This window comes from Pradoshia sp. Z3_51, assembly GCF_058215915.1.
In genome coordinates, this window is record NZ_JBZAJC010000013.1 from 42,074 (window position 1) to 67,793 (window position 25,720).

Sequence of the window (25,720 nt, forward strand, 5' to 3'; positions counted from 1 at the left end):
CTCACTTTCTTCTGCCTGTCAGAATCATGATTAATGCCATTGCAATAATTAGGAATACCGCTATCGTAGCACCCATTCCCCAATCTTGCGTAACGAGAAAATGCTGTTCAATTGCTGTTCCCAATGTAATCACTCGGTTACCTGCAATCAAACGAGTAATCATAAACAATGACAGGGCTGGGATAAAGACAGCCTGTGCACCTGATTTCACTCCGTCGAGTGTCAGAGGGAAAATGACACGGCGGAAAGTCATCCATTTGGATGCTCCAAGATCGCTGGCTGCATCTACATAGGATTGGTTCATTTCCTCTAGCGCATTGTAAATTGGCAATAGCATAAACGGTATAAATATATAGGTAGAAACAAAGATGAAACTAAAATCAGTAAATAGAATTTGCTTTGTTCCTATTCCAAAAACCTCTAAAAAGGCGTTGGCAGCACCATATGTGCCAAAAATACCAATAAAGGCATATGCTTTTAAAAGTAGATTAATCCAGGTTGGTAAGATAATTAATAAGAGCCATAATTGCTTATGCTTTGTTTTCGTTAATAAAAATGCCGTTGGGTATGCAATTAATAAAGAAATAACTGTAACTAAAAAAGCATACCAAAACGAACTTAATGTCATTTTCAAATAGACTGGTGTAAAGAATTTGCTGTAATTATCCAACGTGAATTGGCCGTCAATCCCAATAAAGGAGTAATAGACAACCAGGATAATCGGGAATACAACAAACAATGCAATCCAAATAGAGTATGGAATCAGATAGAGAGTTTTCGCTTTATTCTTCATGGCCGGCCTCATTATATGCTTCTAAGCGTTTATCGAATTCTTCTTCCGTTTCCCCCGGCAGCATGACATGAATGGCTTCTTCATCAAAACTCAACCCAATTTCTTCCCCAACAACCGCTTTTTTCGTAGAGTGTACTAGCCACTCATTACCCGCTTCATCAAAACAGCAAATTTCATAGTGAACACCACGGAATAATTGGGAATCAACGCGTACCTGCATTTTTCCTTGTTCGAGTGTAGTAATCTCTAAATCCTCAGGACGGATTACCACTTCTACAGACTCATTTTCTCTGAAACCGCCGTCTACGCAGTCAAAACGTTTATCTGCAAATTCTACTATATAGTCGGCAATCATTCTACCGGGAACAATATTGGATTCTCCGATAAAGTCTGCGACGAATCGGTTAACAGGCTCATCATAGATATCAGTTGGCGTACCGCTTTGCTGAATTCTGCCTTTGTTCAAAACAAAAATCTCATCACTCATCGCCAATGCTTCTTCTTGGTCATGCGTAACAAAGATGAAGGTAATACCAAGGCGGCGTTGAAGCTCACGCAATTCATATTGCATTTCAGTACGAAGCTTTAAATCGAGCGCCGATAAAGGTTCATCAAGTAAGATTACTTCCGGTTCGTTTACAATCGCACGGGCAATGGCTACACGTTGACGCTGTCCACCGGACATTTCTTTAATTTCACGGTTTTCATAACCAGCCAGGTTAACAAAGCGTAATGCTTCTGTCACTTTCTTGGCAATGTCTGCATTTTTCATTTTTTTAATGCGTAAACCAAATGCAACATTTTCAAATACATTTAGATGTGGAAATAGGGCGTAATCCTGGAATACTGTATTTACCTGGCGCTCATTGGCCGGGACATTATTTATTAATTTACCGTTAAAGTAAATCTTTCCTTCAGAGGGCTGCATAAATCCGGCAATTAAGCGGAGAATCGTCGTTTTTCCGCAACCTGATGGTCCTAAGAGTGTATAGAATTTCCCTCTTTCAATTTCAAAGCTAACATCATTTAATACCGCTGGATCGTCATCATATTGCTTCGTGACGTTCTCAAAACGAATAATTGTATGATCATTCATGTTCATTACTCCTTCTTGTGGATATTAATTATAGATAAGAATCCGTCGCTACAAGCAATAATTCTGAAATCCCGTTGAAATCATTAATTATCTGATGTTCTTCGGTTGCGTTAAAATAAATTGCTTCTCCTGCCTTGGCAAAGTATGTCCTTCTGCCGAGTGTTATCATGATTCTCCCTTTTAATACATAGCCAAATGTCTCTGAAAGTGAGGGCTCAAATTTTTTGAACTCTCCCTTTTCCTGCAATGTGAGCAATATGGGTTCCATTTCTTTTTCATTTGATTCTGGAACAAGCCATTGGATTTGATAACCCCGATCTTCATCTATAAAATCTGTCGTATCATTTTTTCCGTATACTACTTTTTGTTCACGTTCTTCCTCATCAAAAAATTGCTTTGGGGTACAGCCGAGAACCTCGAGTATATCGAAGAATGTTTCGATAGATGGTGAACTGAGACCTCTTTCAAGTTGTGAAATATACCCTTTACTTAAATCTGTTCTTTCACCAAGTTCTTCTTGAGTCAGACCTTTTTTTAATCTTAAATTTTTAATTTTGCTTCCGATTTCCATTAACATGGTATGACCTCAATTTCGTTTATTATAAGTAAACTCTAACTAGAGAAAGTTTATTATTATCAAACTTAATGTTTACTACCAAACTCAGATTATTATACAACATTTTTAGGAAACATCAACAAAAATATATAGCAAAATAAGATTTTTAAATTTTATAAAAAATAGGTGCCTATCTTTTCAGGCACCTATACGTCATTCTATTTAATTAGCGGCAATAGATTTGAATAGCATCATGTAAATATCGGGCAAGCCCCGGCTTTGTACTATCGATATTATCAGTAAAACGTTTGTCAGAAATATACATCTCGCCAAGCCCTTTAAATATTTCCGGTGTGCAATTATAAAAATGTTTACAAATATGCATTCGCCATTCATGGACGATTTGTTGAACCTCACTATCCGCAGGATCCCGGTCCATTAATTCAGCTAAAGACTGATAAATTTGTTGTCTTTCTATTTCAATTGCCTTCCAATCATCTGCTTGATAGCCATTTGTTTTTTGCTGGGATTGGCGAAATACCTCCGTGTCTGCATACTTTTCCTTAACTTCTTTTTCATACTTTTTTAGATGTGCTTCAACTCTACTCATATCAAATGGCTCGAACATATCCTGCCTTGACATTTTCCTTCCTCCTTTACTTGCCTGGGCGGTCTGATCTATGGATTGAATAATTTTCTCCAGCCGCTTCTGCTTTTCCTCCATAACCTTTTTATGTTTCATCAAGGAATCCAAGTGGTCAAATTGGGGATCATCAAGAATAGCTTTGATCTTATTTAGCGGTAAGTCCATTTCTTTAAAAAATAATATTTGCTGAAGGCGTGCTAAATTTCCCTCATTATATAAACGATATCCATTCTCCTCAATATAAGCTGGTTTTAACAGATCAATTTCATCATAATAATGTAAAGTTCTAACACTGACTCCAGCAAGCTCGGAGACTTCCTTTATCTTATACACCTCTCTCACCCCTCCCTTCCTATATCGTAAATGATGACGTAACGTTAGAGTCAAAGCATTTTAGATATTTTAATGAGATTAGCGAACGTCAACATCCATATTGAGTTTATTCCCTTCCAGCAAGGGAATGTGAATAGATAGGGATATAACCATTTTTAATGAGGAGGTTTTTTTATGAATAAAGACATGTACCAAGTCTGTATAGATGCCTGTATTGAATGTATAGATGCTTGTAATGTATGTTTCGATGCTTGCTTAGAAGAGGATCACATGAAGATGATGGCAGATTGCATCCGCCTGGATCGAGAATGCGCGGACATTTGTGCATTGGCGGTTAAATCAATGCAATCTAACAGTCCTTTTGCAAAAGAAATCTGTAATCTTTGTGCAGTGATTTGTAAAGCTTGCGGCGAGGAATGTCAAAAGCACGATTATGACCATTGTCAAAAATGTGCCGGGGCTTGCTTCAAATGCGCTGATGCTTGTCTCAGCATGACTGCCTAAATCAATATGGCAGGAGTTTATTTTCTTATATTTAGCAAAAGGCCGCAACAGATATTACTAAACCTGTTGCGGCCGCTTTTTACTTCCCAAAAAGTAATTGAAGAATTCGCTCCCCTGCTCTTCTATTTTCTCCTTTGTAAGGATAACAATGAATATGGATCGCAGGATTAAAATTAAGTTCGATAATTCCATAATTTTGTTCACTAACATTGGCAGTCGGATCATCAATCATCATATCGACTCCACAGATTGTAGCACCAGCAGCTTTTGCAGCTTGAATGGCCAATTCCTTATAGCTCCCTGATATAGCATCAGTAAGATCTAGACTATCCCCGCCAGTGCTGATATTGGAATTCTCTCTTAAATAAACAAGCTCTCCTTCCGCCGGGATATAATCGAAATCCTTTCCCTGTCCCTTTAGGAAAAGTGCTTCACTTTCCCCTAACTGAATCTTCTCCAAGGGTGTTTTATAGCCCTTTCCCCGTAAAGGATCTTTATTTTTCGCTGTAACCAATTCAGCAATACTGGATTGTCCATCACCTTTCACATTGGCTGGGACACGATGAAGGATCCCTGTCACTTCATCTCCCATTACAAGAAACCGATATTCCTTTCCACTGAGGAATTCCTCAACCAACACAGTACGATCATGAAGAAAAGCCATCCCTAATGCTTTTTCATAGTCCTCTTTTGAAAATGAATCTTTGAAAATCGTAATTCCCAAACCAAAATTTGTTGATTTCGGCTTGATTACAATTTGCTTGGCCTTATATTTCTCATAATCCATAACTGCTTCCTCTAGAGATTGATAGGCCTCTCCATTCGGAACTCTCATCCCAGCATTTCGAAGAATCTTCTTCGTAACAAGCTTATTCTCCATAACCAAAACAGTACTGTATGAATCGAGCGATGTTTTGGTCGCCTGCTTCACATACTCTGTTTTCTTCCCATCAGATAAAGCAATGAAGTTTTCATCTCGATCAACAATCTCGATTCCTATTCCTCTTTTAATGGCATCTTTAATTAAAATTTGCGTTGAAAGCTCCATATCCTCATATCCCAATAAAGTGAATGAATGTTTTTCACTTTCGTGTAAATAATCAAAAGAATGTTTCATATGAAACAATTCATAGGATGACTGCTTAATACCTTCCTTTATTCTTGCTGCATATGAAAGTTCCGGATCAATAAGCGTATTTTTAACTTCGTCCAGTATACGGATGTATTTATCAGCTAGAGATAATTCTCTTGCCATATCCTTCATTCCAGCTATGATGGATAAATAATTTAAACCGGACTTTTCCTCTTCTTCAAGCAGAAGCATATACAAAATAAATAAGTGAATGAAATAGAGAATCTCTTTACTTGTACCGATCTTAAATAGAGGATTCAAATCTAACAACCGAATCTCAATATATTGAATCCCTTTATCTAAAAGACCTTGCAGGGGGTCTTCACCAGCACCTGCCTTCAAGCGGAGCGTATGATAATATTCTTTTGCGCTCAACAATTCATGTTTCTGAATCAAATTGTGAATATCCTCAACATATTCTTCAACTGATTGATAGGAAACCTGGTAGTCCTTTCGATTTTTATAACCACATACGCTGTTTCTAAATGAATGAACTTGAGGGAGATAATAACTTCCTTGATTCAATTGCTCTGCCCTTAAGACGCAGTCTTGGTTATAAGTATTATGAAACACTGGACTGGCCCCAGTCACATCAACCAATAAATCTCGATAGCGGTTAAAATTACGGCTGATTTTTAAATAAATATCATTTTTAAACTCTTTATATGTTTTATGGCTGGATTGTTCATCATACAACACGTGCAACAGTTCATCAGAGAACGAGAAATTGTAATGGATACCGCTTATCAATTGCTTTTTTCTTCCGTATTTCTGTGCAAGTTTATATCGGTACTCTGTCTCCTGATCGTTTTCCAGCTTGGCAATTGGAATCATCCATTCATCGGGTAAAATAGGAGGATTACTACCTGGCCATAAGTATTCTCCTTGCTTAGATAATTCTAAACTCACAATATCATGTATATTTTCCAGAAAATCAAACGCCTCATCAATAATCGGGAACACCGGAGTCACCATCTCTATCTGAGACTCAGAAAAGTCGGTTGTAATGTACGGGTGCTTTGCTCTGTCACCGAATGAAAACGGGTGCGGCGTTAAAGCTAATGTCCCATTTTTATGAACCCTATTATTTTCTTTTTCAAGGCCAAAATTCCCCCTAAACAATGTCTCCAATAGGTGTTTTTCTTTCATGAGCGTTAGAAGTCTATGGTCTATATTTGTCATATATGTACTCTCCTTACCAACCGTTCTTATGCGTGTATTCTTGCTGTCTTATTTTTTATTTTTCGCAATGTAAACATAAACCAAATTACCAATACAACACCCTTCAAAAGACTGCTGATTGCGATACTCATCCATACTCCATTTAATCCAAATGGACCGGAAAGAAGGATGGCCATCGGGATTCTGAGCACTGTAAAGGTGATACTAAAAATAGGCGGAATATAGGTTTTCCCCAACCCATTAAATGCTCCGACTGTTAAAAGTTCCATACACATAAATACCTGCGAGTATCCAAGGATTCTCATATAGTCCGCTCCGAGTTTTATACTCTCAGGCTCACTGATAAAAATAGAAAAAAGCTGCTCTGGCAACAGGATAAATAGTAGTGACGTAAGTAAACCGAACCCTATGGTCATAGCCAATGCTATTTTATATCCTGCATGGATTCGGTCCATTTTATTTGCACCATAGTTTTGTCCAATAAAGGCGGCAATCGCACCCTGCAGCCCCCCAATAGTCATATAGGAAATCGACTCAATTTGGATGCCAACTTTTTGAACAGCAATCGCCTCTGCTCCCCATTGCACAATAATCTTTGCAATAATGATGGATATACCGATGAATACTACTCTTTGGACTGTAATTGGAATCCCCATTTTAATTACTTCTATCATCTTACGTCCATTCCAATTTGTATGGCTCCCTAATGATATGAATCGTTTAGAATTAAACCAGAAAAGAAGCGTAACAATAATGTTTGCTGTTAATGTTGCAAGCGCAGCTCCAACAACCCCCATTCCAGGTATAAATCCAATCCCAAAAATTAAAAAAGGGTCCAAGATCATGTTAACGATAAAACCAATAGTGTAGACGCGAAATGGTGTTTTACTGTTTCCCATACTATTTAAAATCATACTGTACAGTAAATTTATAATAGAAAATATAACGCCAATCATTGAGATGACTAAAAATTGTACAGCCATTCTCTCCACCTGAGAATCGCCCAGCTCAAAAAAGCCAATAAATGAATCTTTATAGATAAATACAACAAGCGTATATAAAATAGCCAGGATCAGTGACATGATAAACCCGTTTTTTATGTATTCTGCCGCTTCCTCTTTTTGGTTCGCCCCCATACAATGAGCGATTTTGACTCCGCTCCCAATCGAAACCATTGTTGCAAGTGCCAGGGCCAAATTAACGAAGAAACTTGCCGTACCTATGGCAGCAACTGGACCGCTGCCAAGCTTGCCAACCCAAATCATATCGACCATTCCATATGTGGTTTGAATAAAATTTGTTGCTATTATAGGAACGGAAAGCTTCAGAAGAGATGAGGAGATTGCATTTTCTGTTAAGTTATAAGCACCCTTCATCTTGTTTCCCCCTATCTTTTTTACTGCTTACGTAAAAAGCTGATAATTGACTCCAGCCTTTCTTCGCATAATCGATAAATTGTATATTTCCCCTCTCTTCTTCCTTTAATAACTCCGCCTTTTTCCATAATTTTAATATGATGGCTGACCGTGGAATTAGGAAGCGAAAGAGCTGTAACAATTTCACATTTACATAAATCTTCAATTAATAATAATGACAGAATCTCCAGGCGAGTAGAATCACCAAGTGCCTTAAACATTTCTGCTAGCTCCAGTAATGATTGTTCATTATGAACGGCTGGTAGCTGTTGTTTACCTTCTTCGCATATACAGCGCATTCGATGATCTGTTTTCATTACCCAAGACATTTACATTCCCCTCCTCTTCACATAACCGTAAAACTAGTTTTATGGTTATATTATACTTCATTATTTTAATAATGGAAATTTTTAAGTTACACTTATTAGAGATCTAGTAGATTGGAGGAGATAGAATGAATTGTAAAATAAATCGGAATGCCGCCAAAGAATTAAAAAAATTATTGAGTACAGAGGAAGCCGACGGGAAAATGATTCGTGTAGTGATTTCCCATATGCATGGCGACCATGCTCACTATGATATTGAATTGAGTACACCAACTGAGCATGACGAAATTGTTAAGACTGATAAGGATATTGATGTCTTGCTTGATAAGCGAGAAGAATTCCTGGATGGAGTGTGGATTAAGTACTTCCATCTACCTGAACCAGGTTTTGAAATAACAAACCCTCATAAAGGCGGACATGGACACCATCATTAAAATATTCAATGTAGAGGCAGCCGTTCAATCGGTTGCCTCTTTTACGTATAATTGGTAGTTAATTGGTTCATATTAACAGATGAGTTCTTCAAATTTAAATATAAGGAGTCGACTGATTAATGGGCATTTTAAGTGGAAATCCGCAAAAAGAACCAATGCATTATGGTGAGGTATTTGCTGTATGGTCACAATTAATGGGTGCACAGGCCATGATTCCTGGCTTTCAAGCCCTAAAAAACCATACTGGTGATGATGATTTAAAAGATTTATTAGATGACATGATTGCCAATGCTAGGTCAGATGTAAAACAACTGCAGGAATTACTAAAGCATAATGGTATTGCTCTGCCGCCTGCACCACCTGAAAAACCAGAAAGCCAAATCGAGGCTATTCCTCCTGGTGCACGTTTTACAGACCAAGAGGTTTCTGGACTTGTATCGGCTGATATTGCTGCTGGACTTGTTGCCTGTGCTCAGGCAATGGCTCAATGTATTCGTGAAGATATTGGCTTAATGTTTGGACAATTCCATATGAAAAAGGCGCAATTCGGGGCCGCATTATTAAAAATAAACAAAGAAAAAGGCTGGTTAGTTCCGCCACCTCTTCATGTTGTAACGACAACTGACTAATAGATTCATTAAGAAAGGTGAGAAGCATACATGTATTATTACAAAGAAGAGCTAATCAATATTATCAAACCAGATAAGCCAGACCCTGCTGCTGCTAAAGTCTTACAGGAGACCTTAGGAGGTCAATTTGGCGAAATGCGCACAATGATGCAATTTTTCTTTCAGAGCAACAATTTCAGGGGTAAAGACACTCAGTATAAGGATTTGCTTCGAGGGATCTTTTTAGAAGAAATCAGTCATGTCGAGCTTGTTCAGAACACGATTAATCAACTATTAAATGATTCTGGCCTTTCTTCACAGCCTGGTGATGGCGGCTCAGATCGAGCTCCTTTAGATGAAGCAATCAAACATGCCAATCCACACCATTATATTATGGGAGCTCAGTCATCTCTTCCAGTAGATGCAGGCGGCAATCCATGGAATGGCTCATGGGTTTATGACCATGGTAATTTAATTGCTAATCTGCTGAATAATTTGATGCTTGAATCAACGGGTGTACTTCAGAAAACAAGAATATATGAAATGAGCAATAATCAAACGTTTCGTGAGACTCTCGGGTTTTTGATTGTCCGGGATAATGCTCATCAAAATGCTTTTGCCAAAGCTCTTGAAACCTTGGGTGTGGATTGGGGCAAAATTTTCCCTGTTCCAAATTATGATATAAATAAATATCCTGAATGTAAAAAGTTTGTGGATATGGGATTCCATAATGCTCAGTTTAACTTCCGATTAGATCCAACTAGAATCGCCGAAGTTTTCCAGGGACAAACACCGAGCAGAAACGGTGGAACCTTGTCAGTCACTCCTCCACCGCAAGGATTCCCTGTTCCACAGCTACCGGAAATGCCAAACGAGCACGCTCCAGGGATAAGCGATTTAAATAGATAAAAGGAATGCAGCTTCCAAATGGAAGCTGTATTTTTTTAATCAATCGATTAATTAAAAATTCTAAATATTTTGTTTACATATTGATTAATCTTTGGATAGAATGAACATTATAGTGCCAACATACCGGGATAAAAGGGGGATAGATTGACATGCTTAAGAAGTGGGTTATGGGAGTTTTCATAATTTCCCTATTCTGCAGTTTAATAGGATGCAGAGGCCAATTGAGACAGGATGTTTTAATTATGGGATCAATAAAGGAATATAGTGATAGAAGTGTTATTTTGTCACTTTCAAGTACACTTCATGAAAATTCTATTCTCCATGTGACCTTAAAAGAAAACGGCAGTGACCAAATCACATGGGAAGGTGAAACAAAAGTCAAAGAAGACGGCTACATAAAATATGAATTCAAACGCCCTAAGATTTCAGAGCAGTATAAACTTGAAGTCCTCTTTGTACCTGAAAAGCAACCCGCTTCTGTAAAAGAGATATATGGAGAATCTGGAGAGTATATCAGAGAAGACAGTCTGGGATACAGGTCTTATACATATGACGGAAAAAAAGTGGACGGGATCGTTATGTATGGAATTTTGACAACCTTTGATAAAGAAACAGATGGCAAAAGCCAACACAAGTCATGGGAGTTGGTCTCAGATTTTGCCAATATAGAAAGCATGTTGGAGTAGGTGAATATACATATGAAACAGTTTAAAAAAATTTCTGCCCATTTATTAGATTTTATATTAACCATTCTGGCTATAAACCTTATTATTCTTTTTTTTAGTTCTTTATGGGTATGGAATAATGCAGATCCATCCATTAGCTGGTGGAAGGCTTTCTCAAACCAGGCCAAGGATATTTATGAGGCATTTTTATTTATCGATCAAATTCAAATCATGGTAGACTATAGTTTTTCTCAAGGAATACCGAAATTTTCACTGTTCTGGGTCAGTCTCAAAGACCCGTTTATTTATTCACTTCTTATTTTAGGAGGCACTTTACTAGCAACATTTATTGCCGCTCTATTATTTGAAGTATTCCATTACTTTTCACCAAGAATCCTTCAGAATTTTTTTCGTGAAATTGCCTTCTTTATTCAGTCTATCCCAGATGTCATCATGATCTTCGCGATTCAATTATTATCAATATGGATTTTCAAAAAAACAGGCTTGCTTATTCTGGATCCCGTTGCTTTAGGAGAGGATCATGTCTACCTTCTGCCTATTATCGCTCTATCTATCTTGCCGATTTTTATGCTATTCCAAATGATTGATTTATCTGTCAGTGAAGAGCAACAAAAGATGTATGTGGAATATGCTTATGCAAAGGGCTTGTCCAAAAGAGAGATATTTTTCAAACATATCCTTCGCAACACGACAATCACTATTTTTTCAAATCTGCAATATCTACTGTGGTTCATCATCTCAAGCCTGCTCATTCTGGAGCGCTTATTAAATATGGATGGACTATTCTCCTTTATAAACGGGCTGGACATCAAGTTTATAGCTGTAGGATTGACCTTCTTATTTATCCCCTTCTATTTATTAGATATATGGGGGAAAACGATTGTAAAACGAGTGATGGGCGGTGAACACGGATGATAAAAAAATTACTTAAAAATCCTTCTTTTATGATTGGTTTTCTATTTTTATTCATCCTTATTGTAACCAGCCTTCTCTATCCCGCTTGGATTAAACCGCATCTCGAGCCTCCGCCTGAGCTTATTTATGAAGATGGAAAACTTGTTGATCAACCGGCTTATCCACCAAGCTTAACGCATCCCTTCGGAGTAGACAGACTTGGTCAGGATACATTTTGGAACGTAATTGAAGGAGCTAAATATACATTATTCATTGCTGTATTAATTGGACTTTTGCGGATGTTTTTAGGAATGGGAAGTGGAATCTTATATGGATTGTATCATCAGCGTTTCAACTGGGTAATAGAACCTTTGACTCGAGCATTTCGTTTTATTCCAACCATATTGATTGCCATGATGTTTTTTATATCTGAAAGTGGAATAGATGTGATTTTTCAGCAATGCTTAATGCTTTCATTGATTACCTTTCTTCCTTTAACCTCCGTAATAGGAGATGAACTTCGGTATTACTTAAAAAATGAATTCATCGATGCATCCCGTCTGTTGGGAGGATCTAAATGGTGGATTGTAAAGGTCCATATTAGGCATCATTTAAGATCAAGGTTGATTGTCATTTTTCTTCAGCAAATCGCCCAATCATTAGTGCTGCTAGTTCAGCTAGGCGCTTTTATGTGCGTGATTGGGGGTTATGAAACAATAGACCTTAGTGCTCCAATGAGTGATCCTTATAATGTTGCCACCTCTCTTTCACATGAATGGTCCGGGATGATCGGTCTCTCCTATCATGAACTGCGTTACAATAAATGGATTGTCCTTGGCCCATCACTTGGTTTTATACTTAGCTTGTTTTCTCTGAACCTCATGCTGAGAGGAATTCAAAGCGTGCTGGCAGACCGCTCTCTTATCCACAAAACAAAGGAGCAGGCTCATCCGGTAAAAATCAAGCAAGATGGCTTCCAACTGGTAAACCCCATCAATTAATATAGATGTAAAAGCCCCCTTTTTCACATAGCTGAAAAAGGGGTTTTCTATTGTACTTATAAAATAAACAGGGAAAATAAATACATTAAGATCATGCTGATGAGGATACATAAATTTGAGACCGTACCTATCATCATTGTCGTTCGATATTTAAATTCATGGGCATACGGTATAACAGCGAGGCCAATTGGCAGGACTAAACCGAGTAGTATCGTGTATTTAAACATATCATCAACTGGAAGAACAAAATATAATGAAATACCGACCAGCAATGCAAAGCCATATCGGAATGATAAGTATTTTATAATTGGGCGTATATACTGTTTTTCAAAAGAAAATTTCAAATATATTCCGAGCAGCAATAAGGCCAGTGGCATATTCGCTTTAGATATGATTGTTGCTACTTCTAAAAGCGCCGATGGAAGCTGGATATGACCAAAATTCAAGACACTCATAACAATGTATGTCATTAAAGGAATGGACTTACCAAATTTCATAAGGATGGCGCGCCCCTCCAGCTTCATTCCATTTTCAGAAAAATAACTTCCTACTATATAGGCCAATCCAAATACAATAAAAGAATTACCAACATCAAACATACCAAAATACAGTAATCCCTCTGTGCCCCAAAAGGCCTCAACAAGCGGAAAGGCGAACAGTCCGACATTATATCCTGAGGCAAGCATCATAAAAGTTCCTTTAATCTCACGTGTCTCATTCCTAAACACAAAATAGGCCACTATTGTAGAAAGAATCCCGTAAAGAATAACAATAAGAGTGATTCCCAATAAAGATACCGTTATAGTGGAGGTTTGCAGGGATACAATGACTAGGGATGGCAAGGTGATGTTAAAGATGATTCTCGAAATTACCTCTCCATCAGATTCCTTTAGAATTCCAGTCCTTTTTAGAAGGTAACCGAGTGCAATAATGATTACAATATATAAAAATTCCTGATTCAACGAGTTCCCTCCTTTACACTATTATTAATTCTATCACTACTATTCTTACAAAAAAGAATGCCCCTCAATTCCACCCGTTTCCACGAAACAGGAATCTTTTCCATACGGCGGTTTCACTAGATAGTATGTACATTAGCTTATCTCGTAGGTATGGATAATTTGTTCCAAGCATACTTATTGCAAGTAATATTCGAAAAAGATGTTTATCATCTTCTTGATATATTTTTTATCCATATCTAAAAAGGCAGTCAACAGGACCGCTATTTTTTACATTGAAAATGAGAAAACACTAAGTTCCACCCCTCCTGATCCTCAGCGTTTCTGATGACCGGCTTAAACCCGAGTTTAAGATAAATATGGATAGCAGTCAGACTCGTTGTCTGGGTTTTCAGATAGGCTTCATTATGGAAAGAGCTCAGAATTTCGAGTGCCTTTATTACAAGGGGTTTACCTAATTTCCTTCCCTGATATTCAGGCAGTATTTCAACCCAATGTAGCCTGCCAGTTTGTTTACCGTTAAAATCGCCAAACCAGGCAGCAGCGGTTCCCACCGGTTTTCCTTCGTCTGTCTCAAGAATGATTACCCTTTTTTTCGCCTCTATCCTATATGGCATAAATTCAGACTCAAACCGTTTCAGAGCGGATTTCATATTGGTAAACTCCTTTGTAGCCGTATTGATTTCAGCCCAATATTGTTCATCACCTTCTCTGAACAGTCGAAAATTAAAACCGCTTGGTAAGATAGCTTCTGGTATATCTCTTAATGTAGCACTCATATAAAGTGAAATATTTTTCATACAAAATCAACTCCTCTCTCAACAGATTACAACGCAGGATAATATTTAATTAATTATCCTAAACATGATTAGCTCAACTGTGTAAAATAGAATTGGATAGTAACTCGTATATTTATTACAGGAGGTCTTGATTACATATGTTACAGGCTATCAAAGGACGTTTAGTCGTTTCATGCCAAGCACTTGAAGATGAACCGCTGCACAGCCCAATGATTATGGGGAAAATGGCGCTTGCTGCCATGCAGGGGGGTGCTGGCGGAATACGCGCCAACTCACATGATGACATCGTTGCAATCAAACAGGAGGTCCCCTTACCTGTTATAGGAATTGTGAAGCGTGAATATCCTGATTCACCTGTCTATATCACTCCGACGCTCCGAGAGGTAAGCGATATTGTATCTGCCGGAGCAGATATGATCGCGATGGATGCAACTTATCGTCCCAGACCATCTAATGTGGAACTTGAATTTTTTGTCCAATCTCTTCGCCTGCACTTCCCTAATCAATTACTTATGGCTGACATCTCCACTCTGGGCGAAGCAATTGAAGCAGAACGAATTGGATTTGATTGTATATCAACCACACTAGTTGGTTATACACCTTATTCAAAGGGGAAATTCATTTATAACGATGACTTCAAATTATTGCGGGATCTTGTATCAACCGTCAAAATCCCAGTCATTGCAGAAGGAAATATTCTAACTCCTAAAATGGCTAAGCGCTGTTTAGAGGTTGGTGCCCATTCTGTTGTTGTAGGCGGTGCAATAACAAGACCTCAGCAAATCACAAAGCGATTCACAGAAAAAATGAAAGCGTAAGAGGATATTCCCCTTACGCTTCTCTTTATGGATGTGACACAATCAAGGAAAGATTCCCCTCAAGTTCAAAATTACCTGTACCCGATGGAAGAATAAAGTGAGCACCTTTTTCTAACGGATAAGTCTCCTCATTCATTCTAAGAGCCCCTTCTCCATCAATAACACTAAAAAGCATAAAGGGCTGATTCTGGTCAAATGAAGATAATCCACTAATATCCCATTTATAAACTGAGAAAAACTCCGTTTCCACAAACGTAGTCAATTCTGCCCCTGGCAATACGGTCTTGGAAACCTGCACTTCTGCATCCTGATGCGGCACCATACTCACATCAATTGATTTTTCAATATGCAACTCACGTTTTTGTCCGTTTTGGTCCGTGCGGTCGTAGTCATATACACGGTAGGTTGTATCTGAGCTCTGCTGTGTTTCAAGTACAAGCGTCCCTTCACATAAAGCATGGACCGTTCCACTTGGAACATAGAAGAAATCTCCTGGCTTTATGGAAACGCGACGCAGTAAATGATTCCACTCGCCCTTCTCAATCATGGAAGCAAACTCTTCCTTGGATTGCGCGGTATGCCCGTAAATCATTTCAGCGCCATCCTTACAATCAATGATATACCAGCATTCTGTTTTGCCAAGTTCACCATTTTCATGAATGTTTGCATATTCATCATTCGGATGAACCTGCACGGATAAATCTGCATTGGCATCTAATATTTTTGTTAACAGAGGGAACACATTCCCTTCCATCTCACCAAATAAATGGCGTTCCTCATTCCACAATTCGATTAAAGTCTTGCCTGCATAAGGGCCATTTTCGATAATGGACGGGCCGTTTTTATGACCGGATATCGCCCAGCATTCACCTGTATGTTCAGATGGAATCTCATAGCCAAATTTAGTTTTCAGCTCTGTTCCACCCCAAATTCTCTCCTGAAAGACAGGTTTTAAAAAAAGAGGTTCTGTCATTGATGTAATACCTCCAATACGGGATTAATATGTATATTATTTACTATAATTCAAGAGAGAACCCCTGTCTAATCTCTTTTTTATAAAAATTACTGGTTAAAAAGAAAAGCTGAACCAGTACGATTCAGCCTACCTGATATTTCTCTCCTTATGACACTCTTCCTATGATTCATTTTATTTTACGACTCCGCACGCCAACCGATCACCGGCATCGCCTGTTGGCTGAGTTTTTCCGTCATCTGGATTTTCATGTATAATCAAGGCGGTTCCATCAGAATCTACTAAAGCAGCATCGGCCCCTTTAGATAGTGACACATTTTCTGCGTTTACCGTCACATTAACGGACCCATCCTCACCCACTTCCAAATTAGGAAGATCGCCGGCATGCGGACCATCCTCGTGCTCCATGCCATGCTTCGCATCAGTTGGATTAAAATGACTGCCTGCAGTCTCAAAACTAGGTGCCTCACACTTTCCTGTTTCATGAAAATGGAATCCATGCAGTCCTGGCGGCAGTCCATCTGCTTTCAGTTCTATCACTACTCCCTTCGCTACCTCACTAAGCTCTGCTGTTCCAATATTCTCTTCTTTATTATTGTATATATCTATCACTTTACTCTCTACCTTATCCGAGCCACTATTCTTTGTATCATTCGTTGTTTGCTCGGCTACGTCTTTATTGCAGGCTACCAATAAAATTAGTATGAACAGTACGAAGAACATCCCTTTTTTCTTTAACATAGATCGCTTCCTCCTTTTGTATCTCCATACCATCCATTCCCAAAAATAAACAATTATTTTTAAAAATGTGTCCTAAGTCCTGAAAACAACTGTTAAATAACATTGATGTATATATTTTCTTGTACAGTTCTGTAATGAAGTCTACCCTTACCTTTTAATTTACCAGTCCTAAATATACTATCTTAAATGCTCGGTTTCTCAAATTTCCTCTTTTCTGAACATTTGTGTTAAAATGTGTTTATTGTGCCATTAATACCCTTAGCTGTTAAATTTGCCTCTCCGTGGTAATACCTCTATTGTTTTGTTAATTCTGTCTAAAAGGATTTAGTTAGTTTATTACATAGCTAACTACTCATATTTCTTGCTCTCTCTTTCTATCCGCACTCTTTTAATATTCCTCTTTATGATAGATAGGAAGTAAGAATTTCAACACGAAACGCTTTTATCCTAAAAAACATCCAAAGAAGGGAGCTAACTATATGAAAACATCTAAACTTAAATTTTCATTAGCTACTCAGATTTTAATCGGCTTAGTATTAGGAATTATTGTTGGTGCAATTTTTTATGAGAACACAACTGCACAAACGTACCTACAGCCGCTTGGAGATATTTTCCTCAATTTAATTAAAATGATTGTCGTACCTATCATTATCTCAAGTATTATTGTTGCTATAGCTGGCGTTGGAGACATAAAAGCAGTCGGGAAACTTGGTGGTAAATCGTTACTTTACTTTGTATGTGTAACTATGGTAGCCATTGTTGTCGGACTAGTATCCGCAAATATTTTCCAGCCCGGAAAAGGCGTAAACATGGAAAATTTGGAGCAAACGGATATATCCAGCTATGTTGGGTCTGCTGAAGCTAAGGAAGATCAATCTATTATTGATATGATCGTTCATATTGTCCCAGCCAACCCATTTGAAGCATTTGTTACAACAGATATGCTTGCTATTATCTTCTTCTCTGTCCTTTTTGGACTTGGTGTTGCTGCTGTAGGTGATAAAGCAAAGCCTGTTTATAACTTCTTTGATGGCGTGGCCCAGATTATGTTTTATATAACTAACCTCATTATGAAATTTGCACCGATTGGTGTATTTGGATTAATTGGTGTTACAATTTCTAAATTTGGATTGGAATCTCTTATCCCCTTAGGTAAGTTAGTTATAACGGTCTATGGAACGATGATTTTCTTTGTGATCATTATTTTAGGATTAATTGCCAAGGCAGTCGGCTACAGTATTTTCAGATTGTTTAAGGTGTTAAAAGCCGAACTAATCCTTGCTTTCTCTACAGCAAGCTCTGAAGCCGTTTTACCTAGAATCATGGATAAGATGGAACAAGAGGGCTGTCCAAAGCATATTGCTACCTTTGTTATTCCAACAGGTTATTCCTTTAACCTGGATGGTTCTACTCTTTATCAAGCCTTAGCAGCACTGTTTATTGCACAAATGTACAATATTGATTTATCCATAATGGAGCAAGTAACTCTAATGCTTGTGTTAATGATTACCTCTAAAGGTATAGCAGGCGTACCCGGAGTCTCCTTCGTTGTCTTATTAGCTACCCTAGGTACTGTAGGTATTCCAGTTGAAGGTTTAGCGTTCATCGCTGGTATTGACCGTATCCTTGATATGGGTAGAACGGTTGTAAACGTACTGGGTAATGCTCTTGCATCAGTGGTAATCTCCAAATCAGAAAAAGCATTCTCCCCTCCTGCTGAATCACAGCAAGAAGCAATTTAATAGAATAAGTTGAAACAGCCTGGACTGATTAAACGTCCAGGCTGTTTTTTGGAGTTCATAAACTGAAACTGCTGTTAAAATTGGTATAGACAGAATAGCCAAATCCGCACCTCCAAAGATTCACTATAAATGAGAGTATATCTACCCTGCAAATGGCGGAAGCAAAACTTCTTGTTTATAAATCTACTGGATAAAAAATCCCCCCAACAATGTCTCTATACCTCTCTATATAAAAATGAATAGGAATTTACTGTATCCATTGTCTTATTCTTTCTAACAGTGATATTGACCTATAAAATTTGGTAGCTAGACAACAAACTCTAGGTATCCCTCCAAAATAACACAAATTTTCGACAATCCTATATCTTAAAGTTCTGCTAACTAAGTAAATATAATATACTTATAGATGGTTAATGATTACAAAACTAGAAAGGGTTGGGGATATTTGAAAAGAATAAGTCAGTTAATTGTCATGATGCTAGTACTCTCACTTTTGATTCAGCTACCCGGGGAAACGAAAGCTGCTTCGAAAACGATTGTCAATCCGAATAAGACGTATACATACACACAAATGGGGAAAGACATTACAACCTTAAAGAAAGCTTACCCGGATTTGGTACAAGTAAAGACAATTGGTGCATCTGAATACGGCAGAAAAATATATGCTGTAGGTCTTGGAAAGGGAAGTACCAATGTTTTTATCAATGGTTCCCATCATGCTCGTGAATGGCTGACGACCAGCTTAAATATGTACATGATTGAAAAATATGCAGCGGCCTATAAGGGCAATATAAAAATCAGCGGATACAACGCAAAAAGTCTTCTTAATTCCTCCACTATTTGGTTTGTTCCAATGGTGAATCCTGATGGAGTAACTCTTCAGCAACAAGGTTTAAAGGCATTTCCTAAGAGCACTCATAAAGCAATTATCAAAATGAATAATGGAAGCAAAAACTTTAAACGATGGAAGGCAAATGCCAAAGGGATTGATTTAAATAGACAATATAAGGCAGATTGGGGTAAAATCAAAAACTCTCCGAAATCTCCAAGCTACAAGAACTATAAAGGGAAAGCACCTGAATCAGCGAAGGAAGTAAAGGCTGTTGTAAAATTTGTTAATCAAATTAATCCAGAAATGACTGTTGCCTATCATAGCAGCGGCCGTATTCTGTATTGGAATTATAAACAAAGTAAAACCAATTATAATAGAGATCATGTATACGCTAAGAAGATTGGCAAAATGACAGGCTACTCATTGGTATATCCAGGCAAAAACCCTTCAGGCGGTGGATTTTCGGATTGGTTTATCAGTACTAAAAAAAGGCCTAGCTTTACACCTGAGATTGGGAAACCTGCAGGTGAAACAAACCTACCCGTGTCACAGTTTTCTCAGATTTGGAAAGAAAATCAGGGAGTAGGCCTATACGTTGCACAGGAGAGCATAAAGCTAAAAGACGCACGGGATAAAAAGTCGGCAGCCACATTGAAAAAAGACTCCGCTGCTAAATTAAAAACGGCTAAGAAACTCGAAAAATACTATTATACTGACATTAAGAGTACCTCTAACCTAAAAATAACAGACGCTCACCAGAAGCTCTATAATACAGTGACAAAGGATATTAAAGCCCTGCAATCTAAAGTAAATAAACTGCCAAGCAAGCATACGAAATCAATTAAGGCAGATATCACCGCCATGAAAACATATACATCACGTTCATTGACCTTTATGAATGCGGTCAAATATGGATCCACTCTTCAAACTGCTGACAAAGCAGTAGTCAAAATGATAAATGATGGTATAGTAAGCTCAAAATTACCTGATTCACATAAAAAATTAAACCAAACTATTACGCAAATGCAGAAAAAAGTGACCCCGCTTTATGGCAAAGGTGCTCGTACTCTGTTTACACAGAAATATGTTACACCAGCAAAACGTACGGCTGAAGACACTAAATATGATGTGGAACGCTATAACTTACTCGTTTTAATAGAAGGACAAGTGAAGGAAAATAAGTTTACGGACGCCCAAAAGAACTTAAACAAGCTGCCTGCACTTGAGAAAAAATCCATAGATTTAAAGAAAAAGAATCTAAGTAAGTACCCAACTTATATGAAATGGGAAAATAACTTTAAAGTTAAAATAGCTGAATTACAGAAAGAAGTAACAGACGCTCTCACCAAGGCAGAAGAAGCTGCCAAAAAAGCTGAAGATCAAAAAAGAATGGAACAAGAAAAAGAGAAGGCTGCAAAAGAGTTAAAAGAGCAGCAAGCCAAAGAGAATGAAAAAGCCAAACAACAAGTGAGAGAAAAACAAAAAGCTAATCAATTAAACAACGAAAAGAACAGATCATCATTTGACCAACAGAAGCCTGCCCAACCGAACTCTAAACCAAACTCACCGCACAATGGTGGCACTCCAAGGCAGATTGTAAACAACTAATAATACAAAAAAACAGGTAGCTGTCTGAACAAAGCTCCCGATTGTTAAACAATTGGAGACGCCGTTCATCTTCTACCTGTTTTTTTAATGTTTTATCAAACAGTCTCTTTCCCAAATTGAATTCTATGCAGGTTTGCAAATATCCCATTTTGATTCAGCAATTCTTCATATGACCCATCTTCAGCTATCCCATCCTCAGTTACAACAATCAGACGGTCGGCATTACGAATGGTTGCCAGGCGATGTGCGATTACTAACGTAGTACGGTTCGCTGCCAATTCATTTAACGATTGCTGAATGATTCTTTCCGTTTCCGTATCTAAGGCAGATGTAGCCTCATCTAAAATAAGGATTGGCGGATTTTTTAAAAACATACGTGCAATTGCAAGCCTCTGTTTCTGCCCTCCAGATAACTTCAACCCCCGCTCGCCAATCTGCGTATAGTATCCATCCGGCAGCTGTTCAATCATCTTTTCCAAATGAGCTTTTCGGGCCGCTTCTACAATTTCCTCAAATGAGGCATCCAGTTTCCCATAAGCAATATTCTCGCGAATGGTTCCTGTGAATAAAAAAACATCCTGCTGTACAATTCCAATATGTTTACGGAGTGACTCAGTTGTCATATCGCGAATGTCCATTCCATCTATTTTAATAGACCCTGCATCCACGTCATAAAAACGTGGGATAAGTGAGCATATCGTGGTTTTTCCGGCACCGGATGGACCAACAAATGCAGTTGTTTCTCCTGCCTTTAAATCAAGATTGACATCGTGTAAGACTGGTTTGGATTCATCATAGCTGAAATCAACATGACTGAAGGAAATATCCCCCTTCAAACCACTTACTGAGATGGCATTTTCTTTATTTTGTATATCTGGCTCCTGTTCAATAAGCTCGCGAAAACGCTTGAAGCCTGCCATTCCTTTTGGATATAGCTCAAGCAGTGCACTGATTTTATCAACAGGCTTAATTAATACATTCGTATATAATACGAAGCTTATCAACTCTCCATAAGATAATGTTCCATTAAAGCTGAGCCAGGCTCCTACTACAAGAACCAACAATGTCAGCATCCTTGTTATCATATAAATAGAAGAATGTGTCCACGACATCACCTTGTATGCAACAAGCTTGGCAGAACAGAATAACCTGTTATTCAATTCAAAGCGATCCATTTCAAACGCTTCATTAGTAAACGATTGAACAACGCGCACACCTGCTACACTGTCTTCCACCCGAGCATTTACATCAGCAATACTTCCGTACATATTCTTCCATGCTGCGTTCATTTTCATATTGCTGAATGTCACCAGCCATATTAAAAATGGAATTAGAATAACCGCCACGATCGCTAAAGTAGGATTAATATTAAACATGATGGCAAAGGCACCGAAGAATGTCATAATTGCGATGAAAAGATCCTCAGGTCCATGGTGGGCAAATTCACCAATATCAAATAAATCATTTGTCACTCGGCTCATTATGTGGCCGGTTTTTGTGTTGTCAAAAAATCGAAATGATTGCCGCTGAACGTGATTAAAGAGCTCCTGTCGCATGTCTGTTTCAATATTTATTCCCAGCTTATGCCCCAAATAGTTCACAATAAATTGCAGGAATGTACTCAGTAAATAAACAGCTAATAATAAAATGCTGACCGTCACGACCATGCTCCAATTTCCTGTCGGCAGCAATTCATCAACAAACCATTGGACTGCCATCGGAAAAGCCAACTCCAGCAACGCAACTATAATGGCACTAGTAAAGTCAATCAAAAATAGCCGCTTATGCGGTTTATAATATGAAAAAAATTTCCCCAGCATCCTTTTATTCCTCTCTTTTCTAGTCTCAACTCATCCATTATATCAATATCTCTCAAATATAAATGCGAATTCTGTTTTAAAAAGGAATAGATTTACTTATTCTTCAATACAATTCGAATATCCTATAACTCTCAATCTTTTAAATACACTTTTAAATTAATAAAATAGTTCAAAGCATATTGGTATAAACATAGAAATTTATGAACCGAATTGTTGATTCTATTAGGCTTACAGACTTACTAATACATTTCAATTTCCTCAAAAAGGATTCTTTTTTTCAACTATTTACAAACACGTTACATTTGAATTAAAGACTCAATTTAGCGTTTTTACTATACTCACGTTGGAAATATACAGAGTATACAACAAAACAATTAAAATAAACCCAAAGGAGCGATTTATTATGGCAGACAAAATGTCTAGAGAAGAAGCAGGACGCAAAGGCGGAAAAGCTACATCTAAAAAGCAAGACAAAGAATTCTACCAAGAAATTGGCAAAAAAGGCGGAGAAGCTACTTCGAAAAACCATGATAAAGAATTCTACCAAGAAATTGGACAAAAAGGCGGAGAGGCTACTTCCGAAAATCATGATAAAGAATTCTACCAAGAAATTGGACAAAAAGGTGGAGAATCCACTTCTGATAATCATGATAAAGAGTTTTACCAAGAAATCGGTAAAAAGGGCGGAGAAGCTACTTCCGATAACCATGATAAAGAGTTCTACCGCGAGATCGGCAAAAAAGGCGGAGAAGCACGCAATAACGATTAATATGAATGCTAAAAAAAGCAAGAAGGTGACGTGGTTTACTCTCACGTCACCTTCTTTATGCTTATCGAATAGTTTTTAATAAATTATTCATTTCTGCAACTTGCCTTTGTTGTGTAACAATCATCTTTTGTACGATTGTCCTTAATTCAGGATTTTGAGTATACCTTAATATATTTTTGCCCATTTCAATAGCAGCCTCATGATGTGGAATCATTTCAGTCAGGAAGTCTCTATTAACATTTCCCGTTGGTTTCGCAGCCTCCAATTGAGTGATCATTGAGCTATAAATGTTATTATAGGTCTGTAGATAAGCAGCTTCTGCCTGCTTATTCACTTGAGGATTATTTTTTAGCTTATTTTTCAGTTCCTCCATTTGTCTTATACCATTTAACTGTTCCTTAATTATCGTATCTGCCAGTCTTTTCAGCTGATTATTGGCACCGTCATATTTTAATAAATTTTCTGCCATAGAAACAGCTGCTTCATGATGCGGAATCATTTCATACAAAAAATCGAGCGATGGATCCCCTGTTTTAGGAGCCTCAGACATACTTTCCTTCATAACCTGCAAAATACTTCGATAATTATCATAATAGTCCTTTTCCTTAGGACCAATTTCCGCCTGAACCTGTGAACTGAACATACATAGGAATGCCAATAGTACTGCTATACTTCTTTTTCTCATAAAGAATCCTCCTAAGTTGTTTATTTTTCTTATTATGTAAAAAAGGTATAGTCCCTATGCATTTCATTCACATAAACGATTTAAATTCTTTCTCTCCCAGCATGAAGCTTTTAAACTTTCCATCCTATATGGAAATTAAAATTGATCAATCTCACCTATGATATCCTTTAATACATCTATCGACTTAAGTATATCTCCTTCATAATCCATGCCGTGGTACACCTTTGGGTAGAGCCTTGTTTTCATACTTGGATGATAATCCAATTGTTTGAATCTATCCTCTATATATTGATGATCATGGTCGCCAATAAAGCATAATCCTTTGACAGAACTGTCTTTCATAGCACTCCATACATCATCTCTTTTTAGTAAAGGTGTCAGCCAAACAGCTTTTGCATCCTTGAATTGAGATTTTTTCAGCTCATTGCTCATCGCGATCGTACCAAGTGATTTTCCAATCAGGTAGAAATTTTCATACTCTCTATCCTTCAGAGCATGATCAATCATTGCTCCGGAATCATAGATAACCGCTTCAACTAGCTGTTTGTAGGTGAAATCCTCATAAAAAGAATCTCCATATGGGTACTCTAATTGCAATACATCTATCCCTTTGTTTAAATATAACCCTGTGGCAAAATGAAAAAGAGGTCCATGAACCGTATATCCCAACCCAGGAAACATAATGGCCAGGCTACGTGAATCTTTATTTGTACTGAAAATGGAATAACGAATTCGCTTTTCTTTATATCCTGAAACCTCGTTACTATTAACCTCTTCCATCACAATCTCCTCCCAATTAAAAATTAAGCAGATTAATAATAAAATTTTTTACCAATTATATGTATTTAAATATTAATAGTCTTTCAAGTTTCCTTCTGCTCTAAAGCCTCTTCAAGGAAGAACATAAAAATAACCACGATTATTTCCACTATAAAAGGAACTGTAATGCGATCCATAAATTCGTCTACTGTATAAATAGTCAGCCAACTAAAGATACAGTTAAACAGAAACTTCACAGCGAATAATTGGTAGGTCCCAGATATATAGAGTTTTGATAATTTAACAAGCACCATTGAAAACAAATCCAACACCAAACCAAGCAAAAAGAGAAACACAACAAATAGGAAGAGTGTAAATCGAGAGTCATACTCTCCCCCAAACAATCTAAAAAAGCCCGCAAAACTAAAGTAAGTAACACCCAACACAAACGACAAAGGAATGAGTACAATTAGGCAGATAATCACCACAGTTGTAATCTTTTCTTTTATCCCCATCTCCCGAAAAGGTTTATCTTCATTCGAACTCATGAATTACATTCCTACTTTCAAGTACAATATGTCCTGAGTCTATTATAAGCTTCATCTTGTTAGGGAGGCACCGTCTTTATATAAATCTTGGAAAAAAACAAGCATGTATGATTGCTGATTTAATAGAAAAAATCATTTTAACTAATAATAA

The 25,720-nt window shown here is 37.6% G+C and carries 26 protein-coding genes; 11 read left to right on the forward strand and 15 right to left on the reverse strand.

Annotated elements, in window-relative coordinates; genetic code table 11:
• Position 1: 1 nt before the first annotated feature.
• From AC4BHA_RS16800 to AC4BHA_RS16815, 4 genes are all read right to left on the reverse strand, one after another.
• A complete protein-coding gene (locus AC4BHA_RS16800) occupies positions 2-793 on the reverse strand; it encodes an ABC transporter permease (protein WP_490558946.1) in 792 nt (263 codons plus the stop codon).
• A complete protein-coding gene (locus AC4BHA_RS16805; RefSeq protein WP_066102548.1) occupies positions 783-1,889 on the reverse strand; it encodes an ABC transporter ATP-binding protein in 1,107 nt (368 codons plus the stop codon). The genes AC4BHA_RS16800 and AC4BHA_RS16805 overlap by 11 nt, the downstream gene beginning before the upstream one ends.
• A gap of 28 nt (positions 1,890-1,917) precedes the next feature.
• On the reverse strand, positions 1,918-2,460 hold the full coding sequence (locus tag AC4BHA_RS16810; RefSeq protein ID WP_066102679.1) for a helix-turn-helix domain-containing protein: 543 nt from the start codon (positions 2,458-2,460) through the stop codon (positions 1,918-1,920).
• Positions 2,461-2,671: 211 nt separating this feature from the next.
• On the reverse strand, positions 2,672-3,424 hold the full coding sequence (locus AC4BHA_RS16815) for a MerR family transcriptional regulator (RefSeq protein WP_490558947.1): 753 nt from the start codon (positions 3,422-3,424) through the stop codon (positions 2,672-2,674).
• Between the two features lie 174 nt (positions 3,425-3,598).
• Between AC4BHA_RS16815 and AC4BHA_RS16820 the strand changes: the two genes are divergently transcribed.
• Positions 3,599-3,928, forward strand: a complete 330-nt coding sequence (locus AC4BHA_RS16820) for a four-helix bundle copper-binding protein (RefSeq protein ID WP_490558948.1) — start codon at positions 3,599-3,601, stop codon at positions 3,926-3,928.
• A gap of 79 nt (positions 3,929-4,007) precedes the next feature.
• Here AC4BHA_RS16820 and gshAB read toward each other — a convergent pair whose 3' ends face one another.
• From gshAB to AC4BHA_RS16835, 3 genes are read right to left on the reverse strand one after another with little or no spacing between them, the layout of a single operon-like run.
• Positions 4,008-6,242, reverse strand: a complete 2,235-nt coding sequence (gene gshAB / locus AC4BHA_RS16825) for a bifunctional glutamate--cysteine ligase GshA/glutathione synthetase GshB (protein WP_490558949.1) — start codon at positions 6,240-6,242, stop codon at positions 4,008-4,010.
• A 26-nt stretch (positions 6,243-6,268) separates the two neighbouring features.
• Positions 6,269-7,618 carry an MATE family efflux transporter gene (locus AC4BHA_RS16830; RefSeq protein ID WP_490558950.1) on the reverse strand — a complete coding sequence of 450 codons (1,350 nt, stop codon included), beginning with the start codon at positions 7,616-7,618 and terminating at the stop codon, positions 6,269-6,271.
• Between the two features lie 20 nt (positions 7,619-7,638).
• Positions 7,639-7,986, reverse strand: coding sequence for an ArsR/SmtB family transcription factor (locus tag AC4BHA_RS16835; RefSeq protein ID WP_066102562.1), 348 nt, complete (start codon positions 7,984-7,986; stop codon positions 7,639-7,641).
• A 125-nt stretch (positions 7,987-8,111) separates the two neighbouring features.
• Here AC4BHA_RS16835 and AC4BHA_RS16840 point away from each other — a divergent pair, with 125 nt between their 5' ends.
• The 6 genes from AC4BHA_RS16840 to AC4BHA_RS16865 all read left to right on the forward strand — a co-directional run bounded on the left by AC4BHA_RS16840 (position 8,112) and on the right by AC4BHA_RS16865 (position 12,515).
• Positions 8,112-8,417: an iron-sulfur cluster assembly accessory protein gene (locus AC4BHA_RS16840; protein WP_066102565.1), complete on the forward strand. Its 306-nt coding sequence runs from the start codon at positions 8,112-8,114 to the stop codon at positions 8,415-8,417.
• A gap of 119 nt (positions 8,418-8,536) precedes the next feature.
• A complete protein-coding gene (locus AC4BHA_RS16845; protein ID WP_490558951.1) occupies positions 8,537-9,046 on the forward strand; it encodes a DUF3231 family protein in 510 nt (169 codons plus the stop codon).
• Between the two features lie 30 nt (positions 9,047-9,076).
• Entirely contained in the window at positions 9,077-9,934 is an 858-nt protein-coding gene (locus AC4BHA_RS16850; RefSeq protein ID WP_490558952.1) for a manganese catalase family protein, read from the forward strand.
• A gap of 149 nt (positions 9,935-10,083) precedes the next feature.
• Complete coding sequence (locus tag AC4BHA_RS16855) at positions 10,084-10,620, forward strand: hypothetical protein (protein ID WP_490558953.1); 537 nt, start codon at positions 10,084-10,086, stop codon at positions 10,618-10,620.
• Positions 10,621-10,632: 12 nt separating this feature from the next.
• Complete coding sequence (locus tag AC4BHA_RS16860) at positions 10,633-11,535, forward strand: ABC transporter permease subunit (protein WP_490558954.1); 903 nt, start codon at positions 10,633-10,635, stop codon at positions 11,533-11,535.
• Positions 11,532-12,515, forward strand: coding sequence for an ABC transporter permease (locus tag AC4BHA_RS16865; RefSeq protein ID WP_490558955.1), 984 nt, complete (start codon positions 11,532-11,534; stop codon positions 12,513-12,515). Before AC4BHA_RS16860 ends, AC4BHA_RS16865 begins: the two co-directional genes overlap by 4 nt.
• A gap of 56 nt (positions 12,516-12,571) precedes the next feature.
• Here AC4BHA_RS16865 and AC4BHA_RS16870 read toward each other — a convergent pair whose 3' ends face one another.
• Together AC4BHA_RS16870 and AC4BHA_RS16875 are read right to left on the reverse strand one after the other, a co-directional pair.
• Positions 12,572-13,477: an AEC family transporter gene (locus AC4BHA_RS16870; RefSeq protein WP_140462295.1), complete on the reverse strand. Its 906-nt coding sequence runs from the start codon at positions 13,475-13,477 to the stop codon at positions 12,572-12,574.
• A 260-nt stretch (positions 13,478-13,737) separates the two neighbouring features.
• Positions 13,738-14,274, reverse strand: coding sequence for a GNAT family N-acetyltransferase (locus AC4BHA_RS16875; RefSeq protein WP_066102583.1), 537 nt, complete (start codon positions 14,272-14,274; stop codon positions 13,738-13,740).
• A 137-nt stretch (positions 14,275-14,411) separates the two neighbouring features.
• Between AC4BHA_RS16875 and AC4BHA_RS16880 the strand changes: the two genes are divergently transcribed.
• On the forward strand, positions 14,412-15,092 hold the full coding sequence (locus tag AC4BHA_RS16880; protein WP_490558956.1) for an N-acetylmannosamine-6-phosphate 2-epimerase: 681 nt from the start codon (positions 14,412-14,414) through the stop codon (positions 15,090-15,092).
• Positions 15,093-15,117: 25 nt separating this feature from the next.
• On the opposite strand, the gene manA is transcribed toward AC4BHA_RS16880, so the two are convergent.
• Both manA and AC4BHA_RS16890 read right to left on the reverse strand, forming a co-directional pair.
• The gene (gene manA, locus AC4BHA_RS16885) at positions 15,118-16,065 is read right to left on the reverse strand and encodes a mannose-6-phosphate isomerase, class I (RefSeq protein ID WP_066102591.1); all 948 of its coding nucleotides are present in this window, start codon (positions 16,063-16,065) and stop codon (positions 15,118-15,120) included.
• Positions 16,066-16,239: 174 nt separating this feature from the next.
• Positions 16,240-16,806, reverse strand: coding sequence for a superoxide dismutase family protein (locus tag AC4BHA_RS16890; protein WP_066102594.1), 567 nt, complete (start codon positions 16,804-16,806; stop codon positions 16,240-16,242).
• Positions 16,807-17,285: 479 nt separating this feature from the next.
• Between AC4BHA_RS16890 and AC4BHA_RS16895 the strand changes: the two genes are divergently transcribed.
• Together AC4BHA_RS16895 and AC4BHA_RS16900 are read left to right on the forward strand one after the other, a co-directional pair.
• Positions 17,286-18,548: a cation:dicarboxylate symporter family transporter gene (locus AC4BHA_RS16895; RefSeq protein WP_066102597.1), complete on the forward strand. Its 1,263-nt coding sequence runs from the start codon at positions 17,286-17,288 to the stop codon at positions 18,546-18,548.
• Between the two features lie 445 nt (positions 18,549-18,993).
• On the forward strand, positions 18,994-20,988 hold the full coding sequence (locus AC4BHA_RS16900) for a M14 family zinc carboxypeptidase (protein ID WP_490558957.1): 1,995 nt from the start codon (positions 18,994-18,996) through the stop codon (positions 20,986-20,988).
• 95 nt (positions 20,989-21,083) lie between these two features.
• Here the strand turns inward: AC4BHA_RS16900 and AC4BHA_RS16905 are convergent, their stop codons facing one another.
• The gene (locus tag AC4BHA_RS16905; RefSeq protein ID WP_490558958.1) at positions 21,084-22,808 is read right to left on the reverse strand and encodes an ABC transporter ATP-binding protein; all 1,725 of its coding nucleotides are present in this window, start codon (positions 22,806-22,808) and stop codon (positions 21,084-21,086) included.
• Between the two features lie 403 nt (positions 22,809-23,211).
• Between AC4BHA_RS16905 and gsiB the strand changes: the two genes are divergently transcribed.
• The gene (gene gsiB / locus AC4BHA_RS16910) at positions 23,212-23,577 is read left to right on the forward strand and encodes a glucose starvation-inducible protein GsiB (protein WP_066102606.1); all 366 of its coding nucleotides are present in this window, start codon (positions 23,212-23,214) and stop codon (positions 23,575-23,577) included.
• A gap of 61 nt (positions 23,578-23,638) precedes the next feature.
• On the opposite strand, the gene AC4BHA_RS16915 is transcribed toward gsiB, so the two are convergent.
• The 3 genes from AC4BHA_RS16915 to AC4BHA_RS16925 form a co-directional block, all read right to left on the reverse strand.
• Positions 23,639-24,262 carry a DUF305 domain-containing protein gene (locus AC4BHA_RS16915; protein ID WP_066102612.1) on the reverse strand — a complete coding sequence of 208 codons (624 nt, stop codon included), beginning with the start codon at positions 24,260-24,262 and terminating at the stop codon, positions 23,639-23,641.
• Between the two features lie 135 nt (positions 24,263-24,397).
• Positions 24,398-25,042 carry a hypothetical protein gene (locus AC4BHA_RS16920; protein ID WP_066102615.1) on the reverse strand — a complete coding sequence of 215 codons (645 nt, stop codon included), beginning with the start codon at positions 25,040-25,042 and terminating at the stop codon, positions 24,398-24,400.
• Between the two features lie 83 nt (positions 25,043-25,125).
• The gene (locus tag AC4BHA_RS16925; protein ID WP_148631214.1) at positions 25,126-25,569 is read right to left on the reverse strand and encodes a YrvL family regulatory protein; all 444 of its coding nucleotides are present in this window, start codon (positions 25,567-25,569) and stop codon (positions 25,126-25,128) included.
• Between the last annotated feature and the right edge of the window lie 151 nt (positions 25,570-25,720).